General features: G+C 62.3%; 27 protein-coding genes and 1 other RNA gene. 15 read left to right on the top strand and 13 right to left on the bottom strand.

Going from position 1 to position 23,393, the window contains the following annotated elements; translation table 11 throughout:
- Nucleotides 1-173 precede the first annotated feature (173 nt).
- Genes GYH29_RS12600 through GYH29_RS12580 form a run of 5 tightly spaced genes read left to right on the top strand, consistent with a single transcriptional unit; the run spans nt 174 to nt 3,909 of the window.
- A complete protein-coding gene (locus GYH29_RS12600; protein WP_161523846.1) occupies nt 174-464 on the top strand; it encodes a helix-hairpin-helix domain-containing protein in 291 nt (96 codons plus the stop codon).
- A complete protein-coding gene (locus GYH29_RS12595) occupies nt 464-1,090 on the top strand; it encodes a paraquat-inducible protein A (RefSeq protein WP_161523845.1) in 627 nt (208 codons plus the stop codon). The genes GYH29_RS12600 and GYH29_RS12595 overlap by 1 nt, the downstream gene beginning before the upstream one ends.
- Nucleotides 1,072-1,704 carry a paraquat-inducible protein A gene (locus GYH29_RS12590; protein WP_081574470.1) on the top strand — a complete coding sequence of 211 codons (633 nt, stop codon included), beginning with the start codon at nt 1,072-1,074 and terminating at the stop codon, nt 1,702-1,704. Before GYH29_RS12595 ends, GYH29_RS12590 begins: the two co-directional genes overlap by 19 nt.
- Nucleotides 1,694-3,322 carry a PqiB family protein gene (locus GYH29_RS12585; protein ID WP_161523844.1) on the top strand — a complete coding sequence of 543 codons (1,629 nt, stop codon included), beginning with the start codon at nt 1,694-1,696 and terminating at the stop codon, nt 3,320-3,322. Before GYH29_RS12590 ends, GYH29_RS12585 begins: the two co-directional genes overlap by 11 nt.
- Nucleotides 3,319-3,909, top strand: coding sequence for a PqiC family protein (locus GYH29_RS12580; RefSeq protein ID WP_161523843.1), 591 nt, complete (start codon nt 3,319-3,321; stop codon nt 3,907-3,909). The genes GYH29_RS12585 and GYH29_RS12580 overlap by 4 nt, the downstream gene beginning before the upstream one ends.
- Here the strand turns inward: GYH29_RS12580 and GYH29_RS12575 are convergent.
- Nucleotides 3,899-5,410, bottom strand: coding sequence for an amidase (locus GYH29_RS12575; RefSeq protein WP_161523842.1), 1,512 nt, complete (start codon nt 5,408-5,410; stop codon nt 3,899-3,901). The two genes, GYH29_RS12580 and GYH29_RS12575, sit on opposite strands and share 11 nt — an antisense overlap.
- Before the next feature lie 267 nt (nt 5,411-5,677).
- On the opposite strand from GYH29_RS12575, the gene GYH29_RS12570 reads away from it, so the two are divergent.
- The 3 genes from GYH29_RS12570 (at nt 5,678) to GYH29_RS12560 (ending at nt 8,135) form a co-directional block, all read left to right on the top strand.
- Nucleotides 5,678-6,406 carry a pseudouridine synthase gene (locus tag GYH29_RS12570; protein WP_019100157.1) on the top strand — a complete coding sequence of 243 codons (729 nt, stop codon included), beginning with the start codon at nt 5,678-5,680 and terminating at the stop codon, nt 6,404-6,406.
- A 112-nt stretch (nt 6,407-6,518) separates the two neighbouring features.
- Nucleotides 6,519-7,520, top strand: a complete 1,002-nt coding sequence (locus GYH29_RS12565) for a hypothetical protein (RefSeq protein ID WP_019100156.1) — start codon at nt 6,519-6,521, stop codon at nt 7,518-7,520.
- A 252-nt stretch (nt 7,521-7,772) separates the two neighbouring features.
- Complete coding sequence (locus GYH29_RS12560) at nt 7,773-8,135, top strand: hypothetical protein (protein WP_081574475.1); 363 nt, start codon at nt 7,773-7,775, stop codon at nt 8,133-8,135.
- 113 nt (nt 8,136-8,248) lie between these two features.
- Here GYH29_RS12560 and GYH29_RS12555 read toward each other — a convergent pair whose 3' ends face one another.
- A complete protein-coding gene (locus tag GYH29_RS12555; RefSeq protein ID WP_019100154.1) occupies nt 8,249-9,514 on the bottom strand; it encodes an Hsp70 family protein in 1,266 nt (421 codons plus the stop codon).
- Nucleotides 9,515-9,729: 215 nt separating this feature from the next.
- Between GYH29_RS12555 and GYH29_RS12550 the strand changes: the two genes are divergently transcribed.
- The 3 genes from GYH29_RS12550 (at nt 9,730) to GYH29_RS12540 (ending at nt 11,978) form a co-directional block, all read left to right on the top strand.
- On the top strand, nt 9,730-10,398 hold the full coding sequence (locus GYH29_RS12550) for an OmpA family protein (RefSeq protein WP_118267836.1): 669 nt from the start codon (nt 9,730-9,732) through the stop codon (nt 10,396-10,398).
- 174 nt (nt 10,399-10,572) lie between these two features.
- Nucleotides 10,573-11,640, top strand: coding sequence for a DNA-binding protein (locus GYH29_RS12545; RefSeq protein ID WP_118267834.1), 1,068 nt, complete (start codon nt 10,573-10,575; stop codon nt 11,638-11,640).
- Nucleotides 11,641-11,741: 101 nt separating this feature from the next.
- Nucleotides 11,742-11,978, top strand: coding sequence for a hypothetical protein (locus tag GYH29_RS12540; RefSeq protein ID WP_118267832.1), 237 nt, complete (start codon nt 11,742-11,744; stop codon nt 11,976-11,978).
- Nucleotides 11,979-12,338: 360 nt separating this feature from the next.
- On the opposite strand, the gene GYH29_RS12535 is transcribed toward GYH29_RS12540, so the two are convergent.
- The 5 genes from GYH29_RS12535 to GYH29_RS12515 form a co-directional block, all read right to left on the bottom strand.
- Complete coding sequence (locus GYH29_RS12535) at nt 12,339-12,821, bottom strand: GAF domain-containing protein (protein WP_118267830.1); 483 nt, start codon at nt 12,819-12,821, stop codon at nt 12,339-12,341.
- A 106-nt stretch (nt 12,822-12,927) separates the two neighbouring features.
- Entirely contained in the window at nt 12,928-13,668 is a 741-nt protein-coding gene (phbB, locus tag GYH29_RS12530) for an acetoacetyl-CoA reductase (protein ID WP_039753408.1), read from the bottom strand.
- Nucleotides 13,669-13,782: 114 nt separating this feature from the next.
- Nucleotides 13,783-14,658, bottom strand: a complete 876-nt coding sequence (gene rsgA, locus GYH29_RS12525; protein ID WP_019100148.1) for a ribosome small subunit-dependent GTPase A — start codon at nt 14,656-14,658, stop codon at nt 13,783-13,785.
- Nucleotides 14,655-14,981 (bottom strand): 4a-hydroxytetrahydrobiopterin dehydratase, encoded by a 327-nt coding sequence (locus GYH29_RS12520; RefSeq protein WP_107732621.1) that lies wholly within the window; start codon nt 14,979-14,981, stop codon nt 14,655-14,657. Before GYH29_RS12520 ends, rsgA begins: the two co-directional genes overlap by 4 nt.
- Nucleotide 14,982: 1 nt before the next feature.
- Nucleotides 14,983-16,227: a M48 family metallopeptidase gene (locus tag GYH29_RS12515; protein ID WP_019100146.1), complete on the bottom strand. Its 1,245-nt coding sequence runs from the start codon at nt 16,225-16,227 to the stop codon at nt 14,983-14,985.
- Between the two features lie 81 nt (nt 16,228-16,308).
- Here GYH29_RS12515 and orn point away from each other — a divergent pair, with 81 nt between their 5' ends.
- The 3 genes from orn to GYH29_RS12500 all read left to right on the top strand — a co-directional run bounded on the left by orn (nt 16,309) and on the right by GYH29_RS12500 (nt 19,101).
- The gene (gene orn / locus GYH29_RS12510; protein ID WP_019100145.1) at nt 16,309-16,854 is read left to right on the top strand and encodes an oligoribonuclease; all 546 of its coding nucleotides are present in this window, start codon (nt 16,309-16,311) and stop codon (nt 16,852-16,854) included.
- A gap of 85 nt (nt 16,855-16,939) precedes the next feature.
- On the top strand, nt 16,940-18,589 hold the full coding sequence (gene pgi / locus GYH29_RS12505) for a glucose-6-phosphate isomerase (protein WP_107732620.1): 1,650 nt from the start codon (nt 16,940-16,942) through the stop codon (nt 18,587-18,589).
- Between the two features lie 23 nt (nt 18,590-18,612).
- Nucleotides 18,613-19,101, top strand: coding sequence for a CinA family protein (locus tag GYH29_RS12500; protein ID WP_373454791.1), 489 nt, complete (start codon nt 18,613-18,615; stop codon nt 19,099-19,101).
- Between the two features lie 156 nt (nt 19,102-19,257).
- Here the strand turns inward: GYH29_RS12500 and xerC are convergent, their stop codons facing one another.
- The 4 genes from xerC to GYH29_RS12480 form a co-directional block, all read right to left on the bottom strand.
- Entirely contained in the window at nt 19,258-20,142 is an 885-nt protein-coding gene (gene xerC, locus GYH29_RS12495) for a tyrosine recombinase XerC (protein ID WP_161523841.1), read from the bottom strand.
- Between the two features lies 1 nt (nt 20,143).
- On the bottom strand, nt 20,144-20,998 hold the full coding sequence (locus tag GYH29_RS12490; protein ID WP_039753405.1) for an AAA family ATPase: 855 nt from the start codon (nt 20,996-20,998) through the stop codon (nt 20,144-20,146).
- 65 nt (nt 20,999-21,063) lie between these two features.
- Nucleotides 21,064-21,477, bottom strand: coding sequence for a tellurite resistance TerB family protein (locus tag GYH29_RS12485; protein ID WP_039753403.1), 414 nt, complete (start codon nt 21,475-21,477; stop codon nt 21,064-21,066).
- Nucleotides 21,478-21,489: 12 nt separating this feature from the next.
- Nucleotides 21,490-21,927, bottom strand: coding sequence for an acyl-CoA thioesterase (locus GYH29_RS12480; RefSeq protein ID WP_039753400.1), 438 nt, complete (start codon nt 21,925-21,927; stop codon nt 21,490-21,492).
- Nucleotides 21,928-22,044: 117 nt separating this feature from the next.
- Here GYH29_RS12480 and GYH29_RS12475 point away from each other — a divergent pair, with 117 nt between their 5' ends.
- Nucleotides 22,045-22,494 (top strand): universal stress protein, encoded by a 450-nt coding sequence (locus tag GYH29_RS12475; RefSeq protein ID WP_019100138.1) that lies wholly within the window; start codon nt 22,045-22,047, stop codon nt 22,492-22,494.
- 125 nt (nt 22,495-22,619) lie between these two features.
- On the opposite strand, the gene GYH29_RS12470 is transcribed toward GYH29_RS12475, so the two are convergent.
- Nucleotides 22,620-22,943, bottom strand: a complete 324-nt coding sequence (locus tag GYH29_RS12470; protein ID WP_019100137.1) for a helix-turn-helix domain-containing protein — start codon at nt 22,941-22,943, stop codon at nt 22,620-22,622.
- Between the two features lie 271 nt (nt 22,944-23,214).
- Nucleotides 23,215-23,313: signal recognition particle sRNA small type (gene ffs, locus GYH29_RS12465), an RNA gene on the bottom strand.
- Nucleotides 23,314-23,393: the final 80 nt, after the last annotated feature.

The raw sequence follows: 23,393 nt of genomic DNA, 5'->3' as shown, positions 1-23,393 counted from the left end.
CAAGGCTGGCTGTGCTTCGGCGGTACGGCTAGGGAAGGGCGTTAAACGCCGCTTTCCCGGTCGCCTTGTTTTTGTCCCCGCGACCTTGAGCAGGCATCGAGGCCAAGCCTGCTTTTGAACTCTGGCGCGGCGTCCTTTATCATGCGGGATGTCCTGACCCTCGCCGAGAGTTTATGCACCCATCACGTTGTCCGCCCGCTGCGCGGGCGCGGCATCTGCGCGAGCTGCCCAATATCGGCCCCAGCCTGGCCGACGACCTGCGCCTGCTCGGCATTGAGCAGCCGTCGCAGTTGCGCGGCGCCGAGCCTTTGCGGCTTTACCACCGTTTGTGCGAATTGACCGGAACCCGGCAGGACCCGTGCGTGCTGGATACCTTGATGTCGGTGGTGCACTACATGGACACCGGCGAGGCGCGGCTGTGGTGGAGCTTTACCGCCGAGCGCAAGGCGAAGGGCGGTTACTGATGTCGCGACCGGATGCTGATTCCAAACTGACGGCCTGCCACGATTGCGATTTGCTGATGCGGGTGCGGTTGGAGGGAGAGGGGCGGGCCTGCTGCCCGCGCTGCGGCGCGCTGGTGCGCCGCTACGGCGCGCAGCGGCAGGACGCCGAACTGGCCTTGCTGTTGACCGGGGTGATCGCCTTTCTGTTGGCCAACGTCTATCCGGTGGTGACGCTGGAGGCCGCCGGGGCCCGCAGCGCGGCCACCTTGTGGCAGACGGTGGTGGCGCTGGAGCGCCAGGGCATGCTGTCGGTGGCCATGCTGGTGATGTTCACCGGCATTGTGATGCCGTCGCTGGAGCTGGGCAGCATGCTGTATGTGCGGCTGCCGTTGGCCTTCGGTCATGTGCCGCGGGGCTTTCCCTGGCTGATGCGGTTGAAGATATTGACCCGTCCGTGGTGCATGGTGGAGGTGTTTCTGTTGGGCATCCTGGTGTCTTTGGTCAAACTGGTCAGTCTGGCCACCGTGCACGTGGGCGTGGGCCTGATGGCCTTGTTCGCCTTGATCATGCTGATGGCGGCCACCGCCAGCCGTTTCAATCCGGAAGATTTGTGGGAGCGTTATCAGCAATGTCGGGCTACCGCGTGAAAACCGCCGCCCAGTCCGGCCTGTGGCTATGCCACGGATGCGGGCTGTTGTGCCGCGCCGGCGAAGGCGCTCAATCCTGCCCGCGCTGCCATGCCGCTCTGCACTCGCGCAAGCCGCACAGCCTGCAGCGCAGCTGGGCCCTGCTGTTGGCGGCGATGGTGGCCTATCTGCCCGCCAATCTGCTGCCTATCATGGAAACCTCCACCATCATGGGCATGCAGAACGACACCATCATGAGCGGGGTGGTGTATTTGTGGAAATCCGGCTCCTGGCCGCTGGCGCTGGTGGTGTTCACCGCCAGCGTGCTGGTGCCGCTGTTGAAGATTTTGGCCTTGTTGTTATTGTTGGTGACGGTGCAGCTGGGTTCCGGTTGGGCGCCGCGGCAGCGGACGCGGCTGTATCGGGTGGTGGAGGTGATAGGCCCGTGGTCGATGTTGGATATTTACGTGGTGGCTCTAATGGTGGCGCTGGTGCAATGGCAGTCGTTGGCGTCGATCAAGGCCGGGCCGGGGGCAATCGCCTTCGGCACGGTGGTGGTGCTGACCATGGTGGCGGCGATGAGTTTCGATCCCAGGCTGATCTGGGATCAGGTAAAGGAAGACGATGAGCAGTGATCAACCCGAAAACCCGGCCGCAGCCGGCGAGGATTTGCCGGCCGCGGTGCCGGTGAAGCGGCGGCGCTGGTCGCCGTCGCTGGTGTGGCTGATTCCGGTGGTGGCGGCGGTGATCGGCGGCTGGCTGGCGGTGAACGCGGTATTGTCGCGCGGGCCCACCATCACCATCGCCTTTCAGAACGCGGAAGGGCTGGAGGCGGGCAAAACCCGCATCAAGTACAAGGACGTGGAGATCGGCGAGGTGAAGGCGGTGTCGGTGAGCCCGGATCGTCAATCCATCCTGGTGACCGCGGAGCTGAGCAAGAAGGTGGACGATTATCTGGTGGCGGACAGCCGCTTCTGGGTGGTTCGTCCGCGTATTTCCGGCGGCAGCGTGTCCGGCCTCGGCACGGTGCTGGGCGGTTCCTACATCGGCATGGACGTGGGCAAGAGCAAGGAGCGCCGCACGGAGTTCAAGGGTCTGGAAGTGCCGCCCATCATTAACGCGGACTTGCCGGGCAAAATGTTCGTGTTGCGTTCCGACAACCTGGGCTCGCTCAACGCCGGCTCGCCGGTCTATTTCCGCCGCGTGCCGGTGGGGCAGGTGGTGGGTTATGAACTGGACCCGGCCGGCAGCGCGGTGAAGCTGTCGGTCTTCATTAACGCGCCTTACGATCACTTCGTGACTGTTAATAGCCGCTTTTGGCACGCCAGCGGCATCGACGTGGCCATCGGCGCCAACGGTTTGAGCGTCAACACCCAGTCATTGGCGGCGATCGCCTTGGGCGGCATCGCCTTTGAAACTCCGCTTAGCGATGGGCCGGACAAGGCTCCGGACGCCAAATACTTATTCCTGCTCAACGAAACCCGAGAGAAGGCGCTGCAAAACCGCGACCGCGAAACCCAATCCTTCCGGCTGAAATTCCGCCAGTCGGTGCGGGGCCTGACCGTGGGCGCGCCGGTGGACTTCCGCGGCATCACTTTTGGCGAGGTCACCGCCATCGGCATCGAATACGCGGCGGCGCGCAAGGACTTCGACATGACGGTGGATATCCGCACCTATCCCAGCCGGCTCAACACCCTGTCCGGCGACCATAGCCTGTCGGCCAAGATTTCCGTGGAGTCGCTGGTGCGCAACGGCCTGCGCGCCCAGTTGCGCTCCGGCAGCCTGATCACCGGTCAGCTTTACGTGGCGCTGGACTTCTTCCCCGAGGCCAAGCCGGCCAAGGTGTTGGTGCGCAACGGCATGACCGAGCTGCCTACGCTGCCGGGCGATCTGGAAGAACTGCAGCGGGTGTTGCAGCGCATTGCGCGCCGCCTAGACAAGGTGTCGTTCGACAGCATAGGCGAGGAATTGAATCAATCGTTGAAATCGCTGCACCAGACGCTGGACGGCATGCGCAAACTATCCGAGAACATGGACGGCAAGGTGCTGCCGCAGGCGGTGAAAACGCTGGAGGATCTGCAAAAGACGTTGGAAAGCACGCGTCAGGCGATGCAGGCGGATTCGCCGCTGCAGCAGGACGTGCGCGCCGCCGCGCAAGAGGTGTCGGAAACCGCGCGCAGCTTCCGCGCGCTGGCCGATTACCTGGACCGCCATCCGGAGGCGTTGATACGCGGCAAGGGAGAGAAAAAATGAAGTGCATCGCGTTGAGTCTGATCATGCTGGCGCTGCTGAGCGCCTGCGCCTCGCCGCCCACCACCTTTCACCAGCTGCGTCCGGCGCTGCCGGCGGCGGCCATCCCCGCGCAAGGCGTCAACGTCATGGTGGGTCCGGCCTCGCTGCCGGTTGGGCTTGAGCGGCCGCAACTAGTGGCGGAGGACGCGGCCGGCAATGTCGAATTGCTGGATTTGCAACGCTGGGCCGGGCCGCTGGACCGCATGCTGACGCAAGCCGTGGCGGCGGACCTGTCCCGCGCGCTGGGCCTGGCCAGCGTCTACGCCTACCCGCAACCGGGCATGGGCGGCGGCGATGTCCGCGTGTTGCTGGACGTGCGCCAGCTGCGGCTGCGCCCGGGGCGCGACGCCTCGCTGGAAGTGGCCTGGCAGGCTTTGCCGGCGCAGGGCGACAAGAAGCCGCTGGCCAGCGGCTATTTCCTGCAGAGCCGGCCCTTGGCGACGAATGACGCGGCAGCGGCCGTGGCCGGCCTGCAGGCGCTGGTGACCGAGCTGAGCCGCCGCGTGGCTGACGAGCTGGGGCCCGCCCTGGCGGGATTCAAGGGCTAGGCGGCGCCGGCGGACGCCGGTGCGCCCATGGCCGCGCCTGTTCCAGCTGGCGCGCGAGCTGAAGCAGCGTGAGATCGTCGCCGCAGCGCGCGACGAATTGCACGCCTATGGGCAGCCCCGCCTGATTCCAGTGCAGCGGCACGCTCATCGCCGGTTGCCCGCTCATATTGAAGGGAATGGTCCAGCCCAGGTATTCCATCAGGCGGCGCGAGGTGGCCGGGATCAACTGACCGAAGCGCAAGGTCCAGTCCCAGCCCAGCTTGCCCAGCATCCAGCGCGAGATCGCGGCCTCGGCCGCGCTGGGCCCCAGGCCACCGACCAGGGCGGGCGGCTGATTCAGCGTCGGGGTCGCCAGCACGTCGTAGCGCTGATGAAAGCTCTCCATGACCCTGGCCTGCTCCCAGGCGAAACCGCGCGCCCAGGCCAGCTCACCGGCGCTGAGGCGCTCGCCGTAGCGCGCCAGCGCCCAGCTTGCCGCCTCCAGTTGTTCGTGACGCGCCGGCTTGCCGGTGCTGCGCTCGATGTCGCGCAGCAGCCCCGCCATTTCCCCGCAGATGATCGTCAACATGGCGCGGTTGTACTCCTCCGGAGACGCCAACGGCGGCGCCGCTTCTTCCACCTCATGCCCCAGATCGGCCAGCAAGGCCAATGCGCCGTCCAGCGCGGCCGCGCAATCCGGGTGCAGCGCGCCGCCCAGAATGGGGCGCTTGCTCCAGGCGATGCGCAGCTTGCCGGGCTCGCGTTGGTGCGCGGCGAAGAAGCTTTGCTCCGGCGCAGGCCAGTAATAAGCCTCGCCGCCGCGCGGACCGCCGGCCAGCAAATCCAGCATCGCCGCGCTGTCGCGCACGCTGCGTGTCAACGCGTGTTGGCAGACCAGGCCTTGCCAGCCCTCGCTGTAGTCCGGGCCCGCCGGGCCTCTGCCGCGGGTGGGTTTGAGGCCGAACACGCCGCAGTTGGAGGCGGGGATGCGGATGGAGCCGCCGCCGTCGCCTCCGTGGGCGATGGGCACGATGCCGGCGGCCACCGCGGCCGCCGAGCCGCCGCTGGAGCCGCCAGGCGTCCGGCTCAGATCCCAGGGGTTGCGGCTGAGGCCGTAGACCTCGGATTCGGTGTAGGGGCTGAGGCCCAGTTCCGGGGTGGTGGTTTTGCCGATGAAGATCAGGCCGCCCTGGCGGTAGCGCTGGATGATGTCGGCGTCGCGCGGCGCGACGTAGCCGTCGAACAGGCGGCTGCCGTTGCGGGTGGGCACGCCGGCGATGTCGGCCAGCAAGTCCTTGATCAGCACCGGGCAGCCGGCGAGCGGGCCGGCGCCTTGCGCCTGTTTCAACTGGGCCTGGGCTTGTTCCGGCAGCGGCAGGCACACCGCGTTCAGCGCCGGGTTCCATCGTTCCAGCCTGTCTTGGGCGGAGGCTACGGCTTCGCCGACGCTGATCTGGCCGCTAGCGATGAGTTGAGCCAGGCCAATGCCGTCGTATTGTTCGTAGTCTTTGAAAATGCTCATGCGTGCCTCGGTGGCGATCGGGAAGTTCGTCTTATGCTAACGGTATCGTTGGCCGGATGCCAGGCGTGCGCGGCGTTTTTGGGGTTCCTCGCGGGCAAAGGCCGCATCCATGCATGGTCAGTCGGGACGCTATCCCCTACAATACGGCCAAATGCAACAGCGGACTTGCCGGTGGTTGCGGGTTGCCCGGTCGCCTGTCTTGGGTTGAAGAGACGGGGCGGGCGCCGCAGCGGGCGCAAGCCGCTTTTTTTATTACGGAACGAAATGATGGAACCAGTGCGCCTGTCGAAACGCATGGCCGAGTTGGGTTTGTGCTCGCGCCGCGAGGCCGATAGCTATATCGAACAAGGGTGGGTGAAAGTGGATGGCGAGGTGGCCGTTCTCGGACAGAAAGTGCTGCCGCACAATCTGATTGAGGTGGATAAGAAGGCCCAGGACGCGCAGGCCTCGCGCGTCACCATCTTATTGAATAAGCCCATGGGCTATGTGTCCGGACAAGCCGAGGACGGCTATGAGCCGGCGGTGGTGCTGGTCAAGCCGGAGAACCAGTGGACGGAGGACAAGAGTCGTCGCCGGTTTTCTCCGCAGCATTTGAAAGGGCTGGCGCCGGCCGGCCGTCTGGATATCGACTCGGTGGGCCTGCTGATCCTGACCCAGGACGGCCGAGTGGCCAAGCAGCTTATTGGTGAGAACTCCAGCGTGGACAAGGAGTACCTGGTGCGCGTGGAGGGCGAACTTTCCGACGAAGGTTTGCGTCTGCTCAATCATGGTCTGGAGCTGGATGGTAAAAAATTGCTGCCTGCCACTGTGGCCTGGCAGAACGAGGACCAGTTGCGCTTTGTGCTGCGCGAAGGCAAGAAACGCCAGATCCGCCGCATGTGCGAACTGGTGGGCTTGCGCGTGGTGGGCCTGAAGCGGATTCGCATCGGCAAGGTCAAGTTGGGCAATCTGCCTACTGGCCAATGGCGCTATCTGCGGGACGACGAATCATTTTAATCCGGCTGGGCGACCGGCTGTTAGAACGTGTTGACGATCTCACGAGCAGCGCGAGACGGAGTGCTCGCCGCTTCGCGAAGCGGATTGTGAACAGGTTCCTAGAGGGGGGTGCATGTTAGGGCGCTTGTTGCAAAGATGGGGGCTGGATGCCGAAAGCCGGCAGCAGCAGCGGGAGTTCACACAGGCGATAGAGTGCCTGATCGACGGCACGGACAAGCGCTTGCGCCTGACTCCCGGCTATCTGGAGGCGCTGGCGCCGGGCATGCGAGTTACCCAAGCTTATCTGTCCGAGTTGCCGAACCGAATGCCGGAGCCGCTGGAACTGTCCTTGCGCGGTTTTGCACAGGACCCGCGTCTGGGCTTGCTGTTTTCCGGGCCGGCCAGCCTGCTATCCTGCCTGCGCCAGAGCGAGCCCCTGCGCAACTTTTTCTTGTCCGCCAGTCAGGGCGACGAGGCCTGGGCTTTGCTGTCGATGTCGCGCAGCGAAACCGGTCGTTTGGGCGTGGCGATGGAGGGTGGGGAGTTGCGGCGCGAAGTGCCGCAGCAGGTGGTGAGCTTTGACGGCCATCGCTTGGCGATGCCTTGCGCGTCGCGCGAGTTGCTGCGCGAGAGCAGCGCGCGGCGCAGCGAGGAGATGCTGACCACGGTGATTGCTCGGCGCTTGAGCCTGCTGGAGCAGTTGCGCCAGACGCTGGACAACGAGATGTCGCGGCTGCAGTTGCGTATGAGCGTGCTGCGTTGCGAGGCCGGTACCGTGGTGGATGGATCCTCGGACGGCTCGCCCTTGCCTGATACCTGCGAAGGAGTGCAACGACGCATGGAAGAGATTGAGCCGCAGTTGCGCGAGGCGCGAGGCGCGCTGAGTCTCGAGGGTCTGTTGGAAACCGTGCGCCATGTGTTGGAGCATCCTGCGGATTATTTCCGCTTGGAATGGCGGACCTTGTACTTGAACCGCATGGGGGTGAAGCAGGATGCGCCCGGCGAGGACGCCACCGAGCTGGAGTTCGAGGAACTGGTGCTGGGGCAGGCTCAGCCTTTGCGTCGGGCCTTGATGCCGGTGCGGGTGACGCGTCAGGCTTTGGCGGAACTGGAACGGGAGTTCGGCAGCGACTGAAACAGATCCTGCTTCGTCAAAGCGGGCTGTGCAAAGCCGAAACAAGGGCTATGCTGGAACTGTAGAGTCGCTTTCGATCAGCCTTCAGGGCGGCTGATTGAGTCTGCCCCGGCACCAGGCCGGGGTTTTTTTGTGTCGGCCGTATCGCGATGGGATATTTTGCGGCCAGAACGCGCGATATGCCCGTCAGGGCTTGCTTTGTGCTATCCTTGCGCCCCTCTTCAGCAACGACTGTGACCCGTCACTCAAGCCATGAAAGATCCTTGCGATCACTACACCTTCGATCTGATTGGCGGCGTCCGCAAAAAGCCGGGGCGCAAGCCCTTGGGCGAGCGCGCGATGACCGTGGCCGAGCGCAAGCGCCGTAGCCGCGAATTGCGCCGCAGTCGCCTGCAGGAGTTGTCGGTGACGGTGGAGTTGAGCCGCGACGCGCAAAAGTCACTGGACAAGATGATAGAGTGGTGGGGCGTTAGCAAGAAGGAGGCGATCAATCGCGCGCTGATGATAGCCTGTCAATCGCAAACCGGGCGTACCGCGCAGCTGTTCGAATTCGAGTTGCCGCCTGAAGCGCGGCGCAAGGGCAAGAAGGTGGCGGGCGGCAAGCCCGATGCTTGAGGCGGAACGGATATGCAAAAGGCCGGGCAAATTGCCCGGCCTTTTTCTATTGAAGCATGGGTTTGGCGTCTGTTTGAGATCTTGCCCTTGCTCGCGAGAGCGTAAACAGGTGCTTAGCCGTAGCGTTTAGCCGCCTCGATCGCCAGGCCGCTGCCGATGCTGCCGAACAGGTCGCCCTCTACGTGACGGGCTTGGGGCAGCAGGCGCTTGATGCTGTCGCGCAGCGCCGGCACGCCGCTGGAGCCGCCGGTGAAGAAAACGGTGTCGATGTCGCCGGCCTGGGTGCAGGCGTCCGTTAGCAATTGCCGCACGGTGGCGCCAATCTGGGTCAGCATCGCGTCGATGCTCTGGTTGAACTGATCACGGCTCAACTCGCAGTGCAGGCCCGCTTCTATGTGGCCGAGGTCCAACTGGTGGAAGTCCTCGTCCGACAGCGCGATCTTGGCGGTTTCCACCTGCATTGCCAGCCGGTGGCCGGCGCGGTCTTGGATCAGGCGGAACAGTCGATCCAGAACCTGGGGGTGCGCGGCATCGCGATGCACGTCTTGTAGGTCCATCCAGGCTTTGCGGGTGTAGGCGAAATTGATGGTGTGCCAGGTGGCCAGGTTGAAATATTGGCTGGACGGCATCTCCGCGTTATTGCGCAAGCGGCTTTTGAAACCGAACAGGGGCATTACGCCGTGTAGGCTCAATTGCTTGTCAAAGTCCGTGCCGCCGATATGCACGCCGCCGGTGGCGAGGATGTCGTCGCGGCGCTCGTCCAGGCGATGGCGCTCGGGCGCCAGCCGGATCAGGGTGAAGTCCGAGGTGCCGCCGCCGATGTCGACGATCAGCACCAGCTCTTCGCGGTCCAGTCGGGCTTCGTAGTCGAAGGCGGCTGCGATCGGTTCGAATTGGAAGGACACTTCTTTGAAACCGACCTGGCGCGCAATCTCGCCCAGCGTCGACTCCGCTTCGGCGTCGGCCTTGGGATTGTCGTCGACAAAGTGGACGGGCCGGCCCAGCACCACTTGTTCGAACGGGCGGTCGGCGGCGCGGTCGGCGCGCAGTTTCAGCTCCTGGATGAACAGGCTGAGCAGGTGGCGGAAGGGTAGGGCCTTGCCTTGCACTTCGGTCTGGCTATCGATCAGGTTGGAGCCCAGCAGGCTTTTCAGCGAACGCATCAGTCGGCCTTCGTAGCCTTCCATGTATTCTTGCAGCGCCAGCCGGCCGAAGACGGAATGATCCTCCTCGTAGTTGAAGAAAACCACCGAGGGCAAGGTAATCTTGCCATCCTCCAGCGTCAGTAGCGTGGCTTGGTTCGGGCGCAGCCACCCCACGGTGGAGTTGGATGTGCCAAAGTCAATGCCGCAGGCGCGGGCCGTAGTCTGCGTGTTCATATTCCCTCCCGTAAAGCGAGGCGCGATGGTACGCGGATTGACGTGTCAAGGGAAGGCTTTAGCTGTCGAATCAAGCGTTTTTTCGCGTGGGTGTCGCCGGTTGCGTCTGCCTTTTTGCCGGGGCGCGCAGTGTCCACTGCGCAATTAGGTATATGCTGAAAGCGCGTCCAGCAGGAGCTGGGGTGGGTGATGGACTGAATGGAAAGGATCCAGGCATGAATAAACTGATCGTGATGTTTGTTGCATTGGCGCTGGGGAGTGGCGGCTTGTCCGGGTGCGCGAATATGTCCGAAACACAGAGGGACACCGGCACGGGCGCGGCAATTGGCGCTGTGGCCGGCGCGGTGCTGGGGGGGCTGACCGCGGGTGGCAATCCGGGGCGCAGCGCGGCCACCGGCGCAGCCTTGGGCGCTGCGCTGGGCGCTGGCGGCGGTTATTTGTGGTCCAAGCACATGCAGGAGCAGAAGGCCGCGATGGAGCAAGCGACCAAGGGTTCCGGTGTTAGCGTCAGCCAGACCGCCGACAATCAACTGAAGCTGGATATTCCCAGCGATGTGTCTTTCGACGTGGGGCGTTACGATATCAAGCCCAATCTGCGGCCCATTCTCGATCGTTTCGCCGCCACCTTGAATCAGAATCCGGTGACCACGGTGAAGATTGTTGGCCATACCGATAATACCGGCTCCAATGCGGTCAACGATCCGCTGTCGCTGAACCGCGCCCGCGCAACGCGCGACTATCTGACCGCGCGCGGCGTGGCCGAGGGGCGGGTCAGCATCACGGGCCGCGGGTCGCATGAGCCGGTGGCCAGCAATTCCAGCGCCGCGGGGCGGGCGAAGAACAGGCGCGTGGAAATCTTCGTGGGGGAAGCCGCGCGCGGCTAAGGTGGGAGAGTTAACAAGAGGGGCGGGCGTCGCAGGCGGCGCACCGCTCTTTTTCTTTCGCGGCTCTTGCGGTGCGTGCGATTGCGAATTGTTAAATTTTAAATGTAATACGTAATATATTTTAAAGTGCCGCTTTGCTAGAATGTCGACCACGATAAACGAGCATTTTCAGGCATGGCGACAGACATTTATTCGCGCATCCGGCAAGCAGCGTTCGAACTGGTGGGCGAGGGTGTATGGCCGACAGTGCTGGAGGTTCGGGCTAGAATCGGCGCGGGCTCCAACACTACGATCAACAACACCTTGAAAGAATGGCGACAAGAGTTTTTGTCACGGGTGGCGATCTCGTCACGGCGGCCGGATTGGCCGGCCGGCCTGGCCGAAGCTTTCGAACAGGTATGGCAGCGGGCCTGCGACGAAGCGGATGGGCGGCTGGAGTCTGTGCGTCAGGACGCGGAAACCGCAGTGGCGCAGGCTGCGGCGGAGACTCGAGAGCTAAAGGATAGCTTGGCTGCGCGCCAGGCCGAGTTGCAATCCGCCTTGCGTGAGCTAGAGTTGCGGGCAGCGCGGCTGGCGGACCTGGAAGGGCGCTTGCAGGGAGAGGAAACCCGGCGTCAGATGTTGGAGCGGGCGGCGCGGGAGCAGGAGGCGAGGCTGGAGCAGACCCGGAAGGAAATGGCCGAGGTCCGGCGTCAGGCTGAGCAGCGTCAGCAGGAGCTTGAGGAGCGCGCGGAGCAGAAGGTGCAGGAGGCGCGCGAAGAAGCCGCCAGGCGCGAGTCCCTGGCTTATGAGCGTCTGGAAGGTTTGCGGCTGAGGCTTTACGAGCAAATGGAAGAGGAGCGCCGAGCCATGCAACAGGCGCAGGCCCGCCAGGAAGAGGCTTTGCAACAAAGCCGGCGCGAGCGGACTCGACTGGAGGGGGAGTGGCGCGACCGTCTCGCGGAGCGCGAGCGAGACAACGGCAGGCTGGAGGCGAGGCTGGAGTGGCTGGAAGGGCGCAACGCGGCCTTGGAGCAGGACGCGCTGAGGCAGGCTGTGCAATTAGAACAGACCTCGGCGCGCTTGCTGGACATGGCCAGCGAGAACAGCCGGCTGGCTGGAGAGATCAATCTGGGCGCCGAGCGGCAACTGGCGCGTCTGGTGGAGTTGCTGGCCGTCTCGCGTCAGGAGCTGTTGACGTTGGACGAGGCCGGCTTGCGCGAGTGGTTGGGCCGGCAGCTGCAATTGCCCCTATTGGGCTAATTGCGCTCCGGACGCGTGTTTCTACTAAGTGCTTGCCACGATGTCGCTTGTAGCGGGCTTTGTTAGTTTGTCGAGATAGGATTGTCTTTATTGGAGGCAATATGACTTTCGGCGAATACTACCGCGCCCCGGCGCTGATCTCCTTGCTGGCCTTGTTCGTGTGGTGTGGATTGTGCTGGGCGGACGCTGGATCTTTCTGGCAGGGCTTGCTGGCTATGGTTACGGGCAAAAATCTGTCCATTCTGTCTGGTCTGGTCGTGTTCTGGATTTTGGAGCTGGCGGGGCGAGTTTGGTTGCGGCCTCGGGAGGGGCGCGATTCAATCCGTTTGCAGCTCTAGCCGCTTAAGCCGGTCTGATAATGAAAAAGCGCGCCTGTCGGCGCGCTTTTTCATGGTCCGGAAGGTATTTCCAGCACCGTATCACTGAAGCGCGGCAAGCGCTTGGAGCCTGTTTGCGATCTGCTGCGCGTCGGCGATACGGCGTTGAAAACCGCTTCGAAATGTTCATGCGCCACCTGTGCATCCCGCTTTTTCGCTCGTTTCCGCCTTGTCTCGCCTTAGCTCGCGAGATCGTAAACAGGTTCTTAGAGCCGCTAACAAAACCTCGCAGAGAACCTGAGCCAAGGCGCGCCGACGCAGGCAGTACAAGTGGTGCGACAAGGAGGCGCAACGCAGGATCAGGGGTTTTGTTAGCGGGTCTTAAAGCAGGTGGGTAAGTCCCGCCGTGATGCGTTCCAGGTATTCGGCGTCCACCGCGTCGAAGCTGGCTAGTTCGCTGGAGTCCACGTCCAGCACCGCGACCACTTCGCCGTCGGCGTTGCGGACCGGCACCACGATTTCCGAGCGCGCGCTGGATGAGCAGGCGATATGGCCGGGAAAGGCGTCGACATCTTCCACCACCAGGGTGGCGCCGGCCTGCCAGGCGCTACCGCATACGCCTTTGCCGAAGGGGATGCGGGTGCACGCGATTGGGCCCTGAAAGGGGCCGAGCACCAATTGTTTGTCCTTGACTAGATAAAAGCCGGTCCACAGCCAATCAAAGCTGCTGTGTAGGGCGGCGCAGAGATTGGCCAGCGCGGCGATTTGATCCGTCTCGGATTCAATCAGCGCCAGCGCCTGCGGCAATAGGGTTTGGTAGCGCTCTTGTTTGTCCGCGCCGTGGACGATCAGGTGTTCTGCCATGGGTATGTCGGGGTGTGGCTTGGGAAGGCGATAGCATACACAGCCGACGGGCAAAAAGAAAACGCCGCCCGGCGGGGCGGCGTCGCATCGCGGGCGGCGGCCCGGTTTACATCATGTGCTGGCCGCCGTTCATCGCCACGTTGGCGCCGGTGATGAAGCCCGCCTGTTCGGAGGCGAGGAAGGTCACCAAGGCGGCGATTTCCTCGGGCTTGCCCAAGCGGCCCACCGGAATCTGGGCGATGATCTTGTTGCGGACGTCTTCCGCCACCGCCATCACCATATCAGTGGCGATGTAGCCGGGCGAAATGGTGTTCACGGTCACGCCCTTGCGCGCCACTTCCTGCGCCAAGGCCATGGTAAAACCGTGCATGCCGGCCTTGGCCGCGGAGTAGTTGGTCTGGCCGAACTGGCCCTTCTGGCCGTTGATCGACGAAATGTTGATGATGCGGCCGAAGCCGCGGTCGCTCATGCCGTCCACCACCGGTTTGGTCATATTGAACAGCGAATCCAGATTGGTGCGCAGCACCGCGTCCCAGTCTTCCTTGGTCTGCTTCTTGAAGCTGCAGTCGCGGGTGATGCCGGCGTTGTTGACCAGCACGTCGATCGGCCCTAGGTCTTTGGCCACCTTTTCGGCCAGTCCCTTGCAGGCTGCGGTGTCGGTGACATCGCATTGATAGGCGTGGATATCCTTCAGTCCCAGCCCCTTCATGTCGGCGAGCCAGGCTTGCTCGCGGCCGGGCTTGCTGTAGGTGGTGACTACGATGTGACCGCTTTCAGCCAGGGCTTTGCAGATGGCGGTGCCAATGCCGCCCATGCCGCCGGTTACGAGTGCGATTCGCTTAGTCATAGTGCTGGCTCCTTATTAGCTGTCTGTCTGGATATGCTTATGCGATACGACTTTCAGTTTTTTAGGATAAGTGAATTACCCGTGTATGTGAATGGAAAGTACGCACACCTTTCGTCACGGCTTGGATGGTGAAAGTTCATCCGTTAGGCGTTGCAGCAAAGACAGCCGGGACTTGACGATGGCGCCGGATTCACATGCGGTCATGATGGCACAGTTCGGTTCCACGCGGTGCGAACAATTGTGAAAGCGGCATTGACCTATCAGCGGGCGCATTTCCGGGAAGTAACGGGTCAGTTCCGCGGCCTTCAAATGCTTGAGGCCGAACTCTTGCAAGCCGGGGGAATCAATCAGGTGGCTGTCCGCGTTCAGATGGTAGAGCGTGGCGTGGGTGGTGGTGTGGCGGCCGGAGTCCAAGGCGGTGGAGATGTCGCCGATGCGGGCGTTGGCGTCCGGCAGCAGCGCATTGGTCAGCGTGGATTTGCCCATGCCGGACTGGCCGACGAAAACGCTGGTCTGGCCTTGCAGCAGCGGCAGCAACGGCGCGACATCCTGCTTGGCGGACAGGGTGACCACCTGGTAGCCCAGGCGCCGGTACAGGTCCAGTTTGAGCAGCAAGCTCGCGGTTTCCGGCAAGTCCGCCTTGTTGACCACGATGACGGGGTCGATGTCGCCGGCTTCCGCCGCGATCAGGCAGCGGCCCAGCAACTCCTCGTTGGGGCTGGGCACCGCAGCGATCACGAACAGGATGCGGGTTACATTGGCGGCGATGACCTTGGTTTTCCAGTCGTCCTGGCGATAGAGCAGGCTGCGGCGCTCCTGCGAGCGCTCGATGACCGCCTGTTCCTTGTTTTGCACCAGAATGTCCACCCAGTCGCCACAGGCGAAATCGACGCGCTTGCCGCGGGTGGTGCAATCGTAAACTTGGCCCTCGGATTCGACGATGAACCGGCGGCCGTGGCTGCGGATGATTTGTCCAGTCTGACCTGTCATGGGCGAGCCAGCAGCGCTTCGGTCTTGGCCGCGCAGATGAAGTCGTTCAATGTCAGGCCGCCGGCGTCGTGGGTGCTGAAGTTGACGACGACGCGGTTGTAATGCACGGACATGTCCGGGTGGTGGTCTTCGCGATGGGCGATCCAGGCCAGCGCGTTGACGAAGGCCATGGTGTCGTGGAAATCGGCGAAGGGGAAGGTTTTGGTCAGTTCGATGCCGCGGATGTTCCAGCCGGGCAGCGAGCCCATCAATTGATTGACGGTGCTGGCGGCCAGCGGGTTGGCGCCGTGTTGGGTTTCGCAGGACAGTTCAAGCAGGTTCATGTCAGCGGTTTCCTTGTAGATGGTTGATGCGCAGCGCGGCGGGCGGGTGCGAGTCGTAAAAGGCGGAGTGCAGCGGGTCCGGCGTCAGCGTGGACGCGTTGTCGCGATAGAGTTTGACCAGGGCTGACACCAGTTTGCCGGCGTCGGTTTCGTTGGCGGCAAATTCGTCGGCCTCGTATTCGTGGCGGCGCGACAGGCTGCTGGACAGCGGCGTGAACGGGAAGGTGAAGGCGGGTACCGCGGTGAAGAACAGGATGAGCGCCATCGCGGTGCTGGGTGTGGAAACGCCCAGGCCGGCATAGAACCAGGGCGCATCCAGCAGCTGGCCCAACAGAAACAGGAAACCCAGTGACAGCGCGAAGGCCAGCGCGATGCGTTTGGCGATATGGCGGCGTTTGAAATGGCCCAGCTCATGCGCCAGTACCGCCTCGATTTCGGCGTGGTCCAGCTGTCCCAGTAGGGTGTCGAAAAACACAATGCGCTTGCCGGCGCCGAAGCCGGTAAAGTAGGCGTTGCCGTGGCTGGAGCGGCGCGAGCCGTCCATCACGAACACGCCTTGGCTTTTGAAGCCGGCGCGTTGCAGCAGCGCTTCGATGCGAGCCTTGAGTTCCAGGTCTTGCAGCGGTGAGAATTTATTGAACAGCGGGGCGATCAGCGTGGGGTAGAGCGCCACCATCAGTAGCTGGAAGCCGGTCCAGACCAGCCACACCCACAGCCACCATAGCGGACCGGAGATGTCCATCAGCCACAGAACCAGCGCCACCAGCGGCAAGCCGATGGCTGCGCCTAGCAGCAGGCCCTTGATCTGGTCGATGATGAACAACTTGGGCGTGGTTTTGTTGAAGCCGAAGCGGGCCTCGATGCCGAAGGTGGAGTATAGGCTGAGTGGAAAGCTGATGCAGCCGGTCAGCGTAGCCACGCCCACTATCAGCAGCAGGCCGGACAGTAGCGGCGAAGCGCTGGCGCCGGCGGCGATGCCGGCCAGCCATTGCAGAGCGCCGCCAAAGGTCAGCGCCAGGATAACTAGGCTGTCCAACAAGGCGGAAAACAGGCCGAAGCGAGTTTTGGCGATGCAATAATCGGCGGCCAACTGATGTTGTTGCAAAGTGATGGCATCGCGGAAAGCCGCGGGTACTTCCGCGCGATGGCGGGCGATGTGGCGGGCATGGCGCCAGCCTAGCCAGAGTTTTAGCGCGAGGGTGGCCGCCAGCGCGGCCAGGAAGAGAGAGCTGAATGCCTCGGTCATCGGAGTCCGTTATCTGCTGTCAGGTTTGCCGCCAGCGCGGCAATGAAGGAAAATGGCAGGGTTTTGCAAAGATTGGCAAGTATGACACAAGATCAAATGAACCTCATCTGGCTCGACATGGAAATGACGGGTCTGAATCCTGAGACCGACCGCATCATCGAAGTCGCGATGATCGTTACCGACAGCCAGCTGAACGTGGTGGCGGAATCGCCGGTGCTGGTGATCCACCAGCCCGACGAGGTGTTGGACGGCATGGACGACTGGAATAAGAACACCCACGGTAAAAGCGGCCTGATCGAGAAGGTCAAGGCCTCCACCTTGGGCGAAGCCGAGGCCGAGCAGATGCTGCTGGACTTCATGGCTCAGTACGTGCCGCCGCGGATTACGCCAATGTGCGGCAATACTATCCATCAGGACCGCCGATTCATGGTGCGCTGGATGCCCAAGCTGGAGGAGTATTTCCACTATCGCAACCTGGATGTGTCTACGCTGAAAGAGCTGTGCAAGCGCTGGAAGCCGGAAGTGGCGCGCGGCGTGGTCAAACGCGGCAAACACGAGGCGCTGGCGGATATCCTGGAGTCCATCGAGGAGTTGCGTTACTACCGCGAGCATTTCCTCAAGCTGTAACCGGGGGCGCTGCCCCGCAGGGGCAGCTCCGAAACGGGGCTTGCCCCTTTAGTTTTTGGCGAACTTCATTCCATCGGCAATATACATGGCTTCGCAACGCACGTCCGACATCAACTCCACCCGGGTCTGGGCCCGTTTGCATCAACATCAGCGCGCTACCCGGCACATGCATATGCGCGAGTTGTTCGACGCCGATCCGCAGCGCTTTCAGCGTTTTTCGCTGGAGCTGGACGGCCTATTGTTGGATTACTCCAAGAACCGCATCACCGAACGCACGCTTGAGTTGCTGTTCGAGTTGGCGCGGGAGGCCGATTTGGCCGGCTGGATGGAGAAAATGCGGAGCGGCCAGCGCATCAATGTCAGCGAGGACCGCGCGGTGTTGCACACAGCTTTGCGCTTGCCGGCCGGCGAGACACTGGTGCTGGACGGTTGCGAGCTAGTGACCGAGGTGCAAGCGGTGCTCGCGCGGATGCGCGCATTCAGCGAGCAGGTACGCGGCGGCGAGTGGAAAGGCTTCAGCGGCCGGCGCATCCGTCACGTGGTCAATCTGGGTATAGGCGGGTCCGACCTGGGGCCGCTGATGGTGAAGGAAGCGCTAGCCGCGTACGCGACGCCGGAGCTGGACGTGCATTTCGTCTCCAATGTGGACGGCGCGCATGTCGCGCGCACGCTGGAGCGGCTGGACCCCGCCGAAACCCTGTTCATTATCGCCTCCAAGTCTTTCATCACGCCGGAGACCTTGCTGAACGCGCAGGCTGCGCGGCAATGGTTTTTGCAGGCGGGGAGCGAGGCCGATATTGCGCGTCATTTCGTCGCGGTGTCCACCAATCAGCCGGCGGTGCAGGCTTTCGGCATCGATCCGGCGCATATGTTCGGCTTTTGGGACTGGGTGGGCGGCCGCTACTCCACGTGGTCGGCCATCGGCTTGCCGGTGATGCTAGCGATAGGCTTCGAGCGCTTCCAGGAATTCCTGGCGGGCGGCCACGCGATGGATCTGCATTTCTTTTCCGCGCCGTTCTCCGCCAATATGCCGGTGCTGCTGGCGCTGATCGGCGTCTGGTACAACACCTTCTACCGCGCCCACACCCACGCCATCATGCCTTACGACCACGGCTTGAGGCGCCTGCCGGCCCATGTCCAGCAATTGGATATGGAGTCCAATGGCAAGCGCGTCGGTCGTTATGGCGAGGCGCTGGATTTCGACACCGGTCCGGTGATCTGGGGCGAGGAGGGCGCCAACAGCCAGCACGCCTTTTTTCAGTTGCTGCATCAGGGCACTCGGCTGGTGCCTTGCGACTTCATTATTCCGATGCGCAGCCATTACCCGGTGGCCGATCAGCATCAGGTGCTGGTGGCCAACTGCTTGGCCCAGACCGAGGCGCTGATGCGCGGCAAGGGAGAGGCCGAAGCGATGCGCGAGCTGGCGCATCTGTCGGGCGAGCAAGTGGACATGCTGCTGCCGCAGAAGCTGTTTCCTGGCAACCAGCCGTCGAACACCCTGGCGCTAGACGAAGTGAGTCCGTACAGCGTGGGCATGTTGCTGGCCCTGTATGAACACAAGGTGTTCGTGCAGGGAGTGATCTGGGGGATCAACTCCTTCGATCAATGGGGAGTGGAGTATGGTAAGCAGCTGGCGCGCCGCATCCTGCCCGAGTTGACGGCCGATGACGACGCGCTGGCGCACGATAGCTCCACCAACGGCTTGATTCGCCATTTCAAATCGCGGCAATCTTAAGAGAAAGCGCCATGCAAGAAAGCTTGGAGTTGGCCCGCCGTTTAGGCGAGCGTTTGCTGGCGGCGGGCGAGAGCGTCGCCGCCGCCGAGTCCTGCACCGGCGGCATGATCGCCGCGGCGCTGACCGACATCGCCGGTAGCTCGGCCTGGTTCGGCTACGGCGTGGTCACTTACAGCAATGAGGCCAAGCAACGTCTACTGAAGGTGGAAGGCGGCGCCTTGCGCGAGCACGGCGCGGTCAGCGAGGCGGTGGTGCGACAGATGGCCGCTGGCGCGCAGAGCCTGTCCGGCGCGGACTGGAGCGTGGCGGTATCCGGAGTGGCCGGTCCCGGCGGAGGCACGGCAGCCAAGCCGGTGGGGCTGGTTTGGTTCGGCATTGCCGGTCCGGACGGTTGGAGCGAGGCGTTCTGCTGCCGCTTTGACGGCGATCGAGGCCAGGTGCGCGCGCAAACGGTGATTCGCGCCTTGCAGCGCTTGGATGAGCTGGTGGCCGAGCGTAGCTGCTCGGCTTAGGGCTTGTTCAAAGTCTGCTGCGCTGCCGGGATAGTTTAAACGGGGGGCGTTAAAAACAAGCTCAAAATGCTTGTGAACCACTTGCACATTCTGTTTTTTCTACCATTTTCGCCTTGGTTCGCTACATCGTGAACACGCTCTTGGTTCGCAGGGCGTTTAATCCTTTTTTTCCGGCTTCTTGCGCGCACGCGGATGCGCGCTGTCGTAGATCTTGGCCAGGTGCTGGAAATCCAGCGCGGTATAGATCTGAGTGCTGGACAGATTGGCGTGCCCCAAGAGTTCTTGCACTGCGCGCAAGTCGCCGGATGACTGCAGCAGGTGGGAGGCGAAGGAATGGCGCAGCATGTGCGGATGCACGTGTTGCTGCGCGCCGGTCTTGATCGCCCAGTCGCGCAAGCGTTTTTCCACTTGGCGGCCGCCCAGTCGTCCGCCATGACGGGCGATGAACACCGCGCGCTCGTCCGGCGCGGCCTGGCGCTGCGCCAGCCAGCGCTGCAGGCAGACGCGCGCCTCGGCGCCCAGCGGCGCGATGCGCTCCTTGCCGCCTTTGCCGCGGATGCGCAGCAGGTCGTCGGAAAAGTCCAGGTCTTCCAGATTCAACCCCACCGCTTCGGATAATCGCAGCCCGCAGGAGTAAATCAGCTCGAACAAGGCGCGGTCGCGTATGGAGAGCGCGTCGGCGTCGTCGATGCGGTCCAGCAGGGCCGCGGTACTGTCCACCGGCAAAGCCTTGGGCAGCGGCTTATCCTGTTTGGGCGCGCGCAGGCCCTGGCTGGGATCGTCCGCGCGCTGTCCGCTGTCCAGCAGCCATTGGTAGAAACGGCGCCAGGCGGAGAGCTTGCGCGCCAGGCTGCGGCTATGCAGGCCCTGAGCGTGCAATTTGGCCAGGGTTTTGCGCAGCTGGGAGTGCTCGGCTCGTTCCAGAGGGGCGGGGTGAAGCAGGCTCGCCAGCTGCTCCAGATCGCGCAAGTAGGCGGCGGAAGTGTGGTTGCTGCGGCCGGCCAGCGCCAGCGAGGCGGCAAAGCGCTCCAGGGATTCCATCTTAGCGGCGCAGTTTGGCCATCTGCATCAGGCGCTCGAACAATTGCAGGTCCTGCTCGCTTTTCAACAGCGCGCCAGCCAGCGGCGGCGGGGCGTTGTCCTGATGGCGCTGCTTCAGCGCCGAGGCGTCCATGCCTTCCGCCGACAATAATTTCAGCCAGTCCAGCAGTTCCGAGGTGCTGGGTTTCTTCTTCAGGCCCGGCAGCTCGCGGATGGTGAAAAACACCTCCAGCGCTTCGCTGACCAATTGCTGGCGCAGGGCGGGGAAGTGGGCGTCGATGATGGCCTGCATGGTGTCCCGGTCCGGGAAGCGGATGTAATGGAAGAAGCAGCGGCGCAAGAAGGCGTCCGGCAGTTCTTTTTCATTATTGGAGGTAATGATGATGATGGGGCGCTGGCGCGCGCGCACGAATTCCTGGGTTTCGTGCACGAAAAACTCCATCTGGTCCAGTTCCCGCAGCAGATCGTTGGGGAATTCGATATCGGCCTTGTCGATCTCGTCAATCAGCAGCACCGGCGCGGAGGCGGCGTCGAAAGCCTGCCACAGCTTGCCTTTGACGATGTAGTTGCGGATATCGTGCACGCGAGCGTCGCCCAGTTGCGAATCGCGCAGCCGCGACACTGCGTCGTATTCGTACAGGCCGTGCTGGGCCTTGGTGGTGGATTTGATCGGCCAGACAATCAGTTCTCGGCCCAGGCTGCGGGCCACTTCCTCGGCCAGCATGGTTTTGCCGGTGCCGGGCTCGCCCTTGATCAGGAGCGGGCGCTCCAAAGTGATGGCGGCGTTCACCGCCATCATCAGGTCTTCAGTGGCGATATAGTTGTCTGTTCCGGAAAATCGGGTATTGCTCGTCATGGGCGGGGAGGGCTTCGAAATGGCCAAAGCAGCCGCGCAAACGGCTGCTTTGGCGGGGAAAGAGATCAACGGGCGAATTCGCGTTCCAGGTCGTCCAGCGAAATGCCCCAGCTTTTCATCATGTGGCTTAGCAGCGCCATTTCCGGCTCGCTGATGGTGCCGTCGGACTTGCTGATGTCCATGGCCAGCACGCAGGCCAAAATGCGTTTTCGGTGATCGCTCACCTCGGCCAGCAAACCGTTGATGCGCTCCGCGTCCAGTAAGTGGATGGTGCCGTCGTCGTTGGCTTCGTCGGAGACGTCGTCGCAATAATCCACCAACACCTTGGTGAACTGCTTGCGCGGCAGCCCGATCAGGTCGTAGACGTGGAGTTTTTCCAGCAGCTCCAGTTCGCGCGGGTCCATATTGCCATCCGTGATCATAAACATAGCCAGCAGGCGCGCCATTGCTTCCGGGCTATTGAGTGCGTATTTTCTCATGACGCCTTTCCTTTATTCTGATGTGACGCTCAGCCGCTCCAGAAACGCTGGGGGCATGGCGGCAAGCTTGCGGCTTTCGTAATCGAAGAAGACTAGGCCTGTCTTCAATCTTGCCACTTCTTTCCCGGTTTTGTCATTGCTTGCCTGATAGAGCAAATCGAAACCGCGCGGGCCAATGTCGTCCACCGCCAAATCAAAGCGCAGCATCTCGCCGTGGAAGGCTTCCGCGCGGTAGCAGATTGCAGTGTCCGCCACCACAATGCCCAGGCCTTCGATGCTGAGTTCGTGCGGATAGCCTAGACTTTGTAAAAAGCGCAGACGCGCCTCGTGGGCCAGTCTCAATACGGCGTCGTTGCCTAGGTGGCCGGCGTAGTTGACGTCGCCGATTCGGATGTCGACGCGGGTTTCGAAAGCGAAGCGCTCAGGCATGGCAAGCTGGATTCTGGACATGATGTGGGCTTTGGGCGAGTGGTTTGGCTGAGTTGTTTGTCTTAACCTGAGTCAACAGGACAGTGTCTTGGTTTGATAGACTGCAAGTGTAAGGCAAATACAACAAGGAGCAGAGTCATGTATCAGCGCATATTCGTACCGGTGGATGATAGCGAGACCTCCAATCTGGCGTTGCACGAAGCTTGCCACCTGGCCAAGGAAGTGGGCGCCAGTCTGAAGTTAGTGCATGTGGTGGACTTGGCCCAGTTCGGCTGGGGCGGGACCGAGTTTCTGGACGCGACCGAACTGCAAAAGTCGATCAAGCAGGCGGGAGAGCAGGTGCTGGGGCAGGCCGGGGCCAAGGCCAAGGAGTTGGGCGTGACGGCGGATTGCAAAATTCTGGAAAGCTGGGGAGATAAAATCGCCGCGGTGCTGGTGGACGACGCCGGCGCCTGGGGTGCTGATTTGATAGTGATGGGTACCCATGGTTGGAGCGGTTTGATGCATCTGCTGATGGGTAGCGTGGCGGAGGGCGTGCTTAAACTGGCGGACGTGCCTGTGTTGCTGGTGCGCAACCCCGGGGACTAGGCTGATGGCATGGCGGGCGCGCGGCTAGAGCGGGATGTGGTGCGCCGTTGCTTGTCGGACAATCCTGAGGGTAAAAATAAAGCCAGCCGGCATTGCTGCGGGCTGGCTTTCCTCGCGGAAGAGGATCAAGCGGCGGTGGCTTCCACGCTGCCGTCTTGGGCTTCCAGCTTGGTGCGAACCGCTTTGCGCAGGCTCTTGTACAGGTCCGGGTGGGTTTCCTTCAGGTACTCGACGATCTCGAAGTCTTCGCGGCGAACCTTGGACAGGTCGATCTGCTCAACGTGAACCAGGCGCAACAGTTCGCGCACCGGCTTGGGCATGTTGCGGCCGCTTTCGTAACGGGAACCGCCGGACTGGGTCACGCCGATGCGGCTCCAGAACTCTTGCTGGTTCAGGCCGAGCTTGCGGCGGATTTCACGCGGGTTGGGGATCTTTTCAAACAGTTTCATGAGTGTTCCTCTCAGTATCAAAGAATATTGGTTCTAATATTTTTTAGGTTTCGTGCCCTGCACCCTAAAAATAGCAAAAAAAATCCATCAGGAATAATTCTGATGCAAAAAAGTTCATGAAGTTCCGTTAAGTGCCAACTTCGTTTTTTGCAATGTTAGTGGATTCTTATTGTCAAGGACAATGGGATTTGAAGGGCGAGACGCGAAAAGATACTGTGTGGTCGCTTTTTTGTAAAGCGTTTTGGCGTTTGAGACTGAAAAAAAAGGGAGGGGCGGCGAGCCTGACCCCCGGCACTTGCGCTAAATAACTGTGGCTGCTTCCTTCCGGACCTGACCAGGTTCGCTATCGCGCAATGCGGGGAGACCCGCCTCAAGAGAAGACGCATTCTAACGATAAGCAGTCGTTTTGCCAAGCGCGACGTGCGTTTTTGTCGCTGGGGCTGGGGCGGC

The sequence above is a fragment of the Chromobacterium haemolyticum genome (genome assembly GCF_009936155.1).
GTDB lineage: Bacteria > Pseudomonadota > Gammaproteobacteria > Burkholderiales > Chromobacteriaceae > Chromobacterium > Chromobacterium haemolyticum.
The sequence above is the reverse complement of the archived record's forward strand: the minus strand, read 5'-3'. Positions and strand labels throughout refer to the sequence as shown.

Excerpts from the sequence above, each read along its gene's own strand:
- GYH29_RS12600 (WP_161523846.1), top strand. The coding sequence starts at position 174 with ATGCACCCATCACGTTGTCCGCCCGCTGCGCGGGCGCGGCATCTGCGC.
- GYH29_RS12595 (WP_161523845.1), top strand. The coding sequence starts at position 464 with ATGTCGCGACCGGATGCTGATTCCAAACTGACGGCCTGCCACGATTGC.
- GYH29_RS12590 (WP_081574470.1), top strand. The coding sequence starts at position 1,072 with ATGTCGGGCTACCGCGTGAAAACCGCCGCCCAGTCCGGCCTGTGGCTA.
- GYH29_RS12585 (WP_161523844.1), top strand. The coding sequence starts at position 1,694 with ATGAGCAGTGATCAACCCGAAAACCCGGCCGCAGCCGGCGAGGATTTG.
- GYH29_RS12580 (WP_161523843.1), top strand. The coding sequence starts at position 3,319 with ATGAAGTGCATCGCGTTGAGTCTGATCATGCTGGCGCTGCTGAGCGCC.
- GYH29_RS12575 (WP_161523842.1), bottom strand. The coding sequence starts at position 5,410 with ATGAGCATTTTCAAAGACTACGAACAATACGACGGCATTGGCCTGGCT.
- GYH29_RS12570 (WP_019100157.1), top strand. The coding sequence starts at position 5,678 with ATGGAACCAGTGCGCCTGTCGAAACGCATGGCCGAGTTGGGTTTGTGC.
- GYH29_RS12565 (WP_019100156.1), top strand. The coding sequence starts at position 6,519 with ATGTTAGGGCGCTTGTTGCAAAGATGGGGGCTGGATGCCGAAAGCCGG.
- GYH29_RS12560 (WP_081574475.1), top strand. The coding sequence starts at position 7,773 with ATGAAAGATCCTTGCGATCACTACACCTTCGATCTGATTGGCGGCGTC.
- GYH29_RS12555 (WP_019100154.1), bottom strand. The coding sequence starts at position 9,514 with ATGAACACGCAGACTACGGCCCGCGCCTGCGGCATTGACTTTGGCACA.
- GYH29_RS12550 (WP_118267836.1), top strand. The coding sequence starts at position 9,730 with ATGAATAAACTGATCGTGATGTTTGTTGCATTGGCGCTGGGGAGTGGC.
- GYH29_RS12545 (WP_118267834.1), top strand. The coding sequence starts at position 10,573 with ATGGCGACAGACATTTATTCGCGCATCCGGCAAGCAGCGTTCGAACTG.
- GYH29_RS12540 (WP_118267832.1), top strand. The coding sequence starts at position 11,742 with ATGACTTTCGGCGAATACTACCGCGCCCCGGCGCTGATCTCCTTGCTG.
- GYH29_RS12535 (WP_118267830.1), bottom strand. The coding sequence starts at position 12,821 with ATGGCAGAACACCTGATCGTCCACGGCGCGGACAAACAAGAGCGCTAC.
- phbB (WP_039753408.1), bottom strand. The coding sequence starts at position 13,668 with ATGACTAAGCGAATCGCACTCGTAACCGGCGGCATGGGCGGCATTGGC.
- rsgA (WP_019100148.1), bottom strand. The coding sequence starts at position 14,658 with ATGACAGGTCAGACTGGACAAATCATCCGCAGCCACGGCCGCCGGTTC.
- GYH29_RS12520 (WP_107732621.1), bottom strand. The coding sequence starts at position 14,981 with ATGAACCTGCTTGAACTGTCCTGCGAAACCCAACACGGCGCCAACCCG.
- GYH29_RS12515 (WP_019100146.1), bottom strand. The coding sequence starts at position 16,227 with ATGACCGAGGCATTCAGCTCTCTCTTCCTGGCCGCGCTGGCGGCCACC.
- orn (WP_019100145.1), top strand. The coding sequence starts at position 16,309 with ATGACACAAGATCAAATGAACCTCATCTGGCTCGACATGGAAATGACG.
- pgi (WP_107732620.1), top strand. The coding sequence starts at position 16,940 with ATGGCTTCGCAACGCACGTCCGACATCAACTCCACCCGGGTCTGGGCC.
- xerC (WP_161523841.1), bottom strand. The coding sequence starts at position 20,142 with ATGGAATCCCTGGAGCGCTTTGCCGCCTCGCTGGCGCTGGCCGGCCGC.
- GYH29_RS12490 (WP_039753405.1), bottom strand. The coding sequence starts at position 20,998 with ATGACGAGCAATACCCGATTTTCCGGAACAGACAACTATATCGCCACT.
- GYH29_RS12485 (WP_039753403.1), bottom strand. The coding sequence starts at position 21,477 with ATGAGAAAATACGCACTCAATAGCCCGGAAGCAATGGCGCGCCTGCTG.
- GYH29_RS12480 (WP_039753400.1), bottom strand. The coding sequence starts at position 21,927 with ATGTCCAGAATCCAGCTTGCCATGCCTGAGCGCTTCGCTTTCGAAACC.
- GYH29_RS12475 (WP_019100138.1), top strand. The coding sequence starts at position 22,045 with ATGTATCAGCGCATATTCGTACCGGTGGATGATAGCGAGACCTCCAAT.
- GYH29_RS12470 (WP_019100137.1), bottom strand. The coding sequence starts at position 22,943 with ATGAAACTGTTTGAAAAGATCCCCAACCCGCGTGAAATCCGCCGCAAG.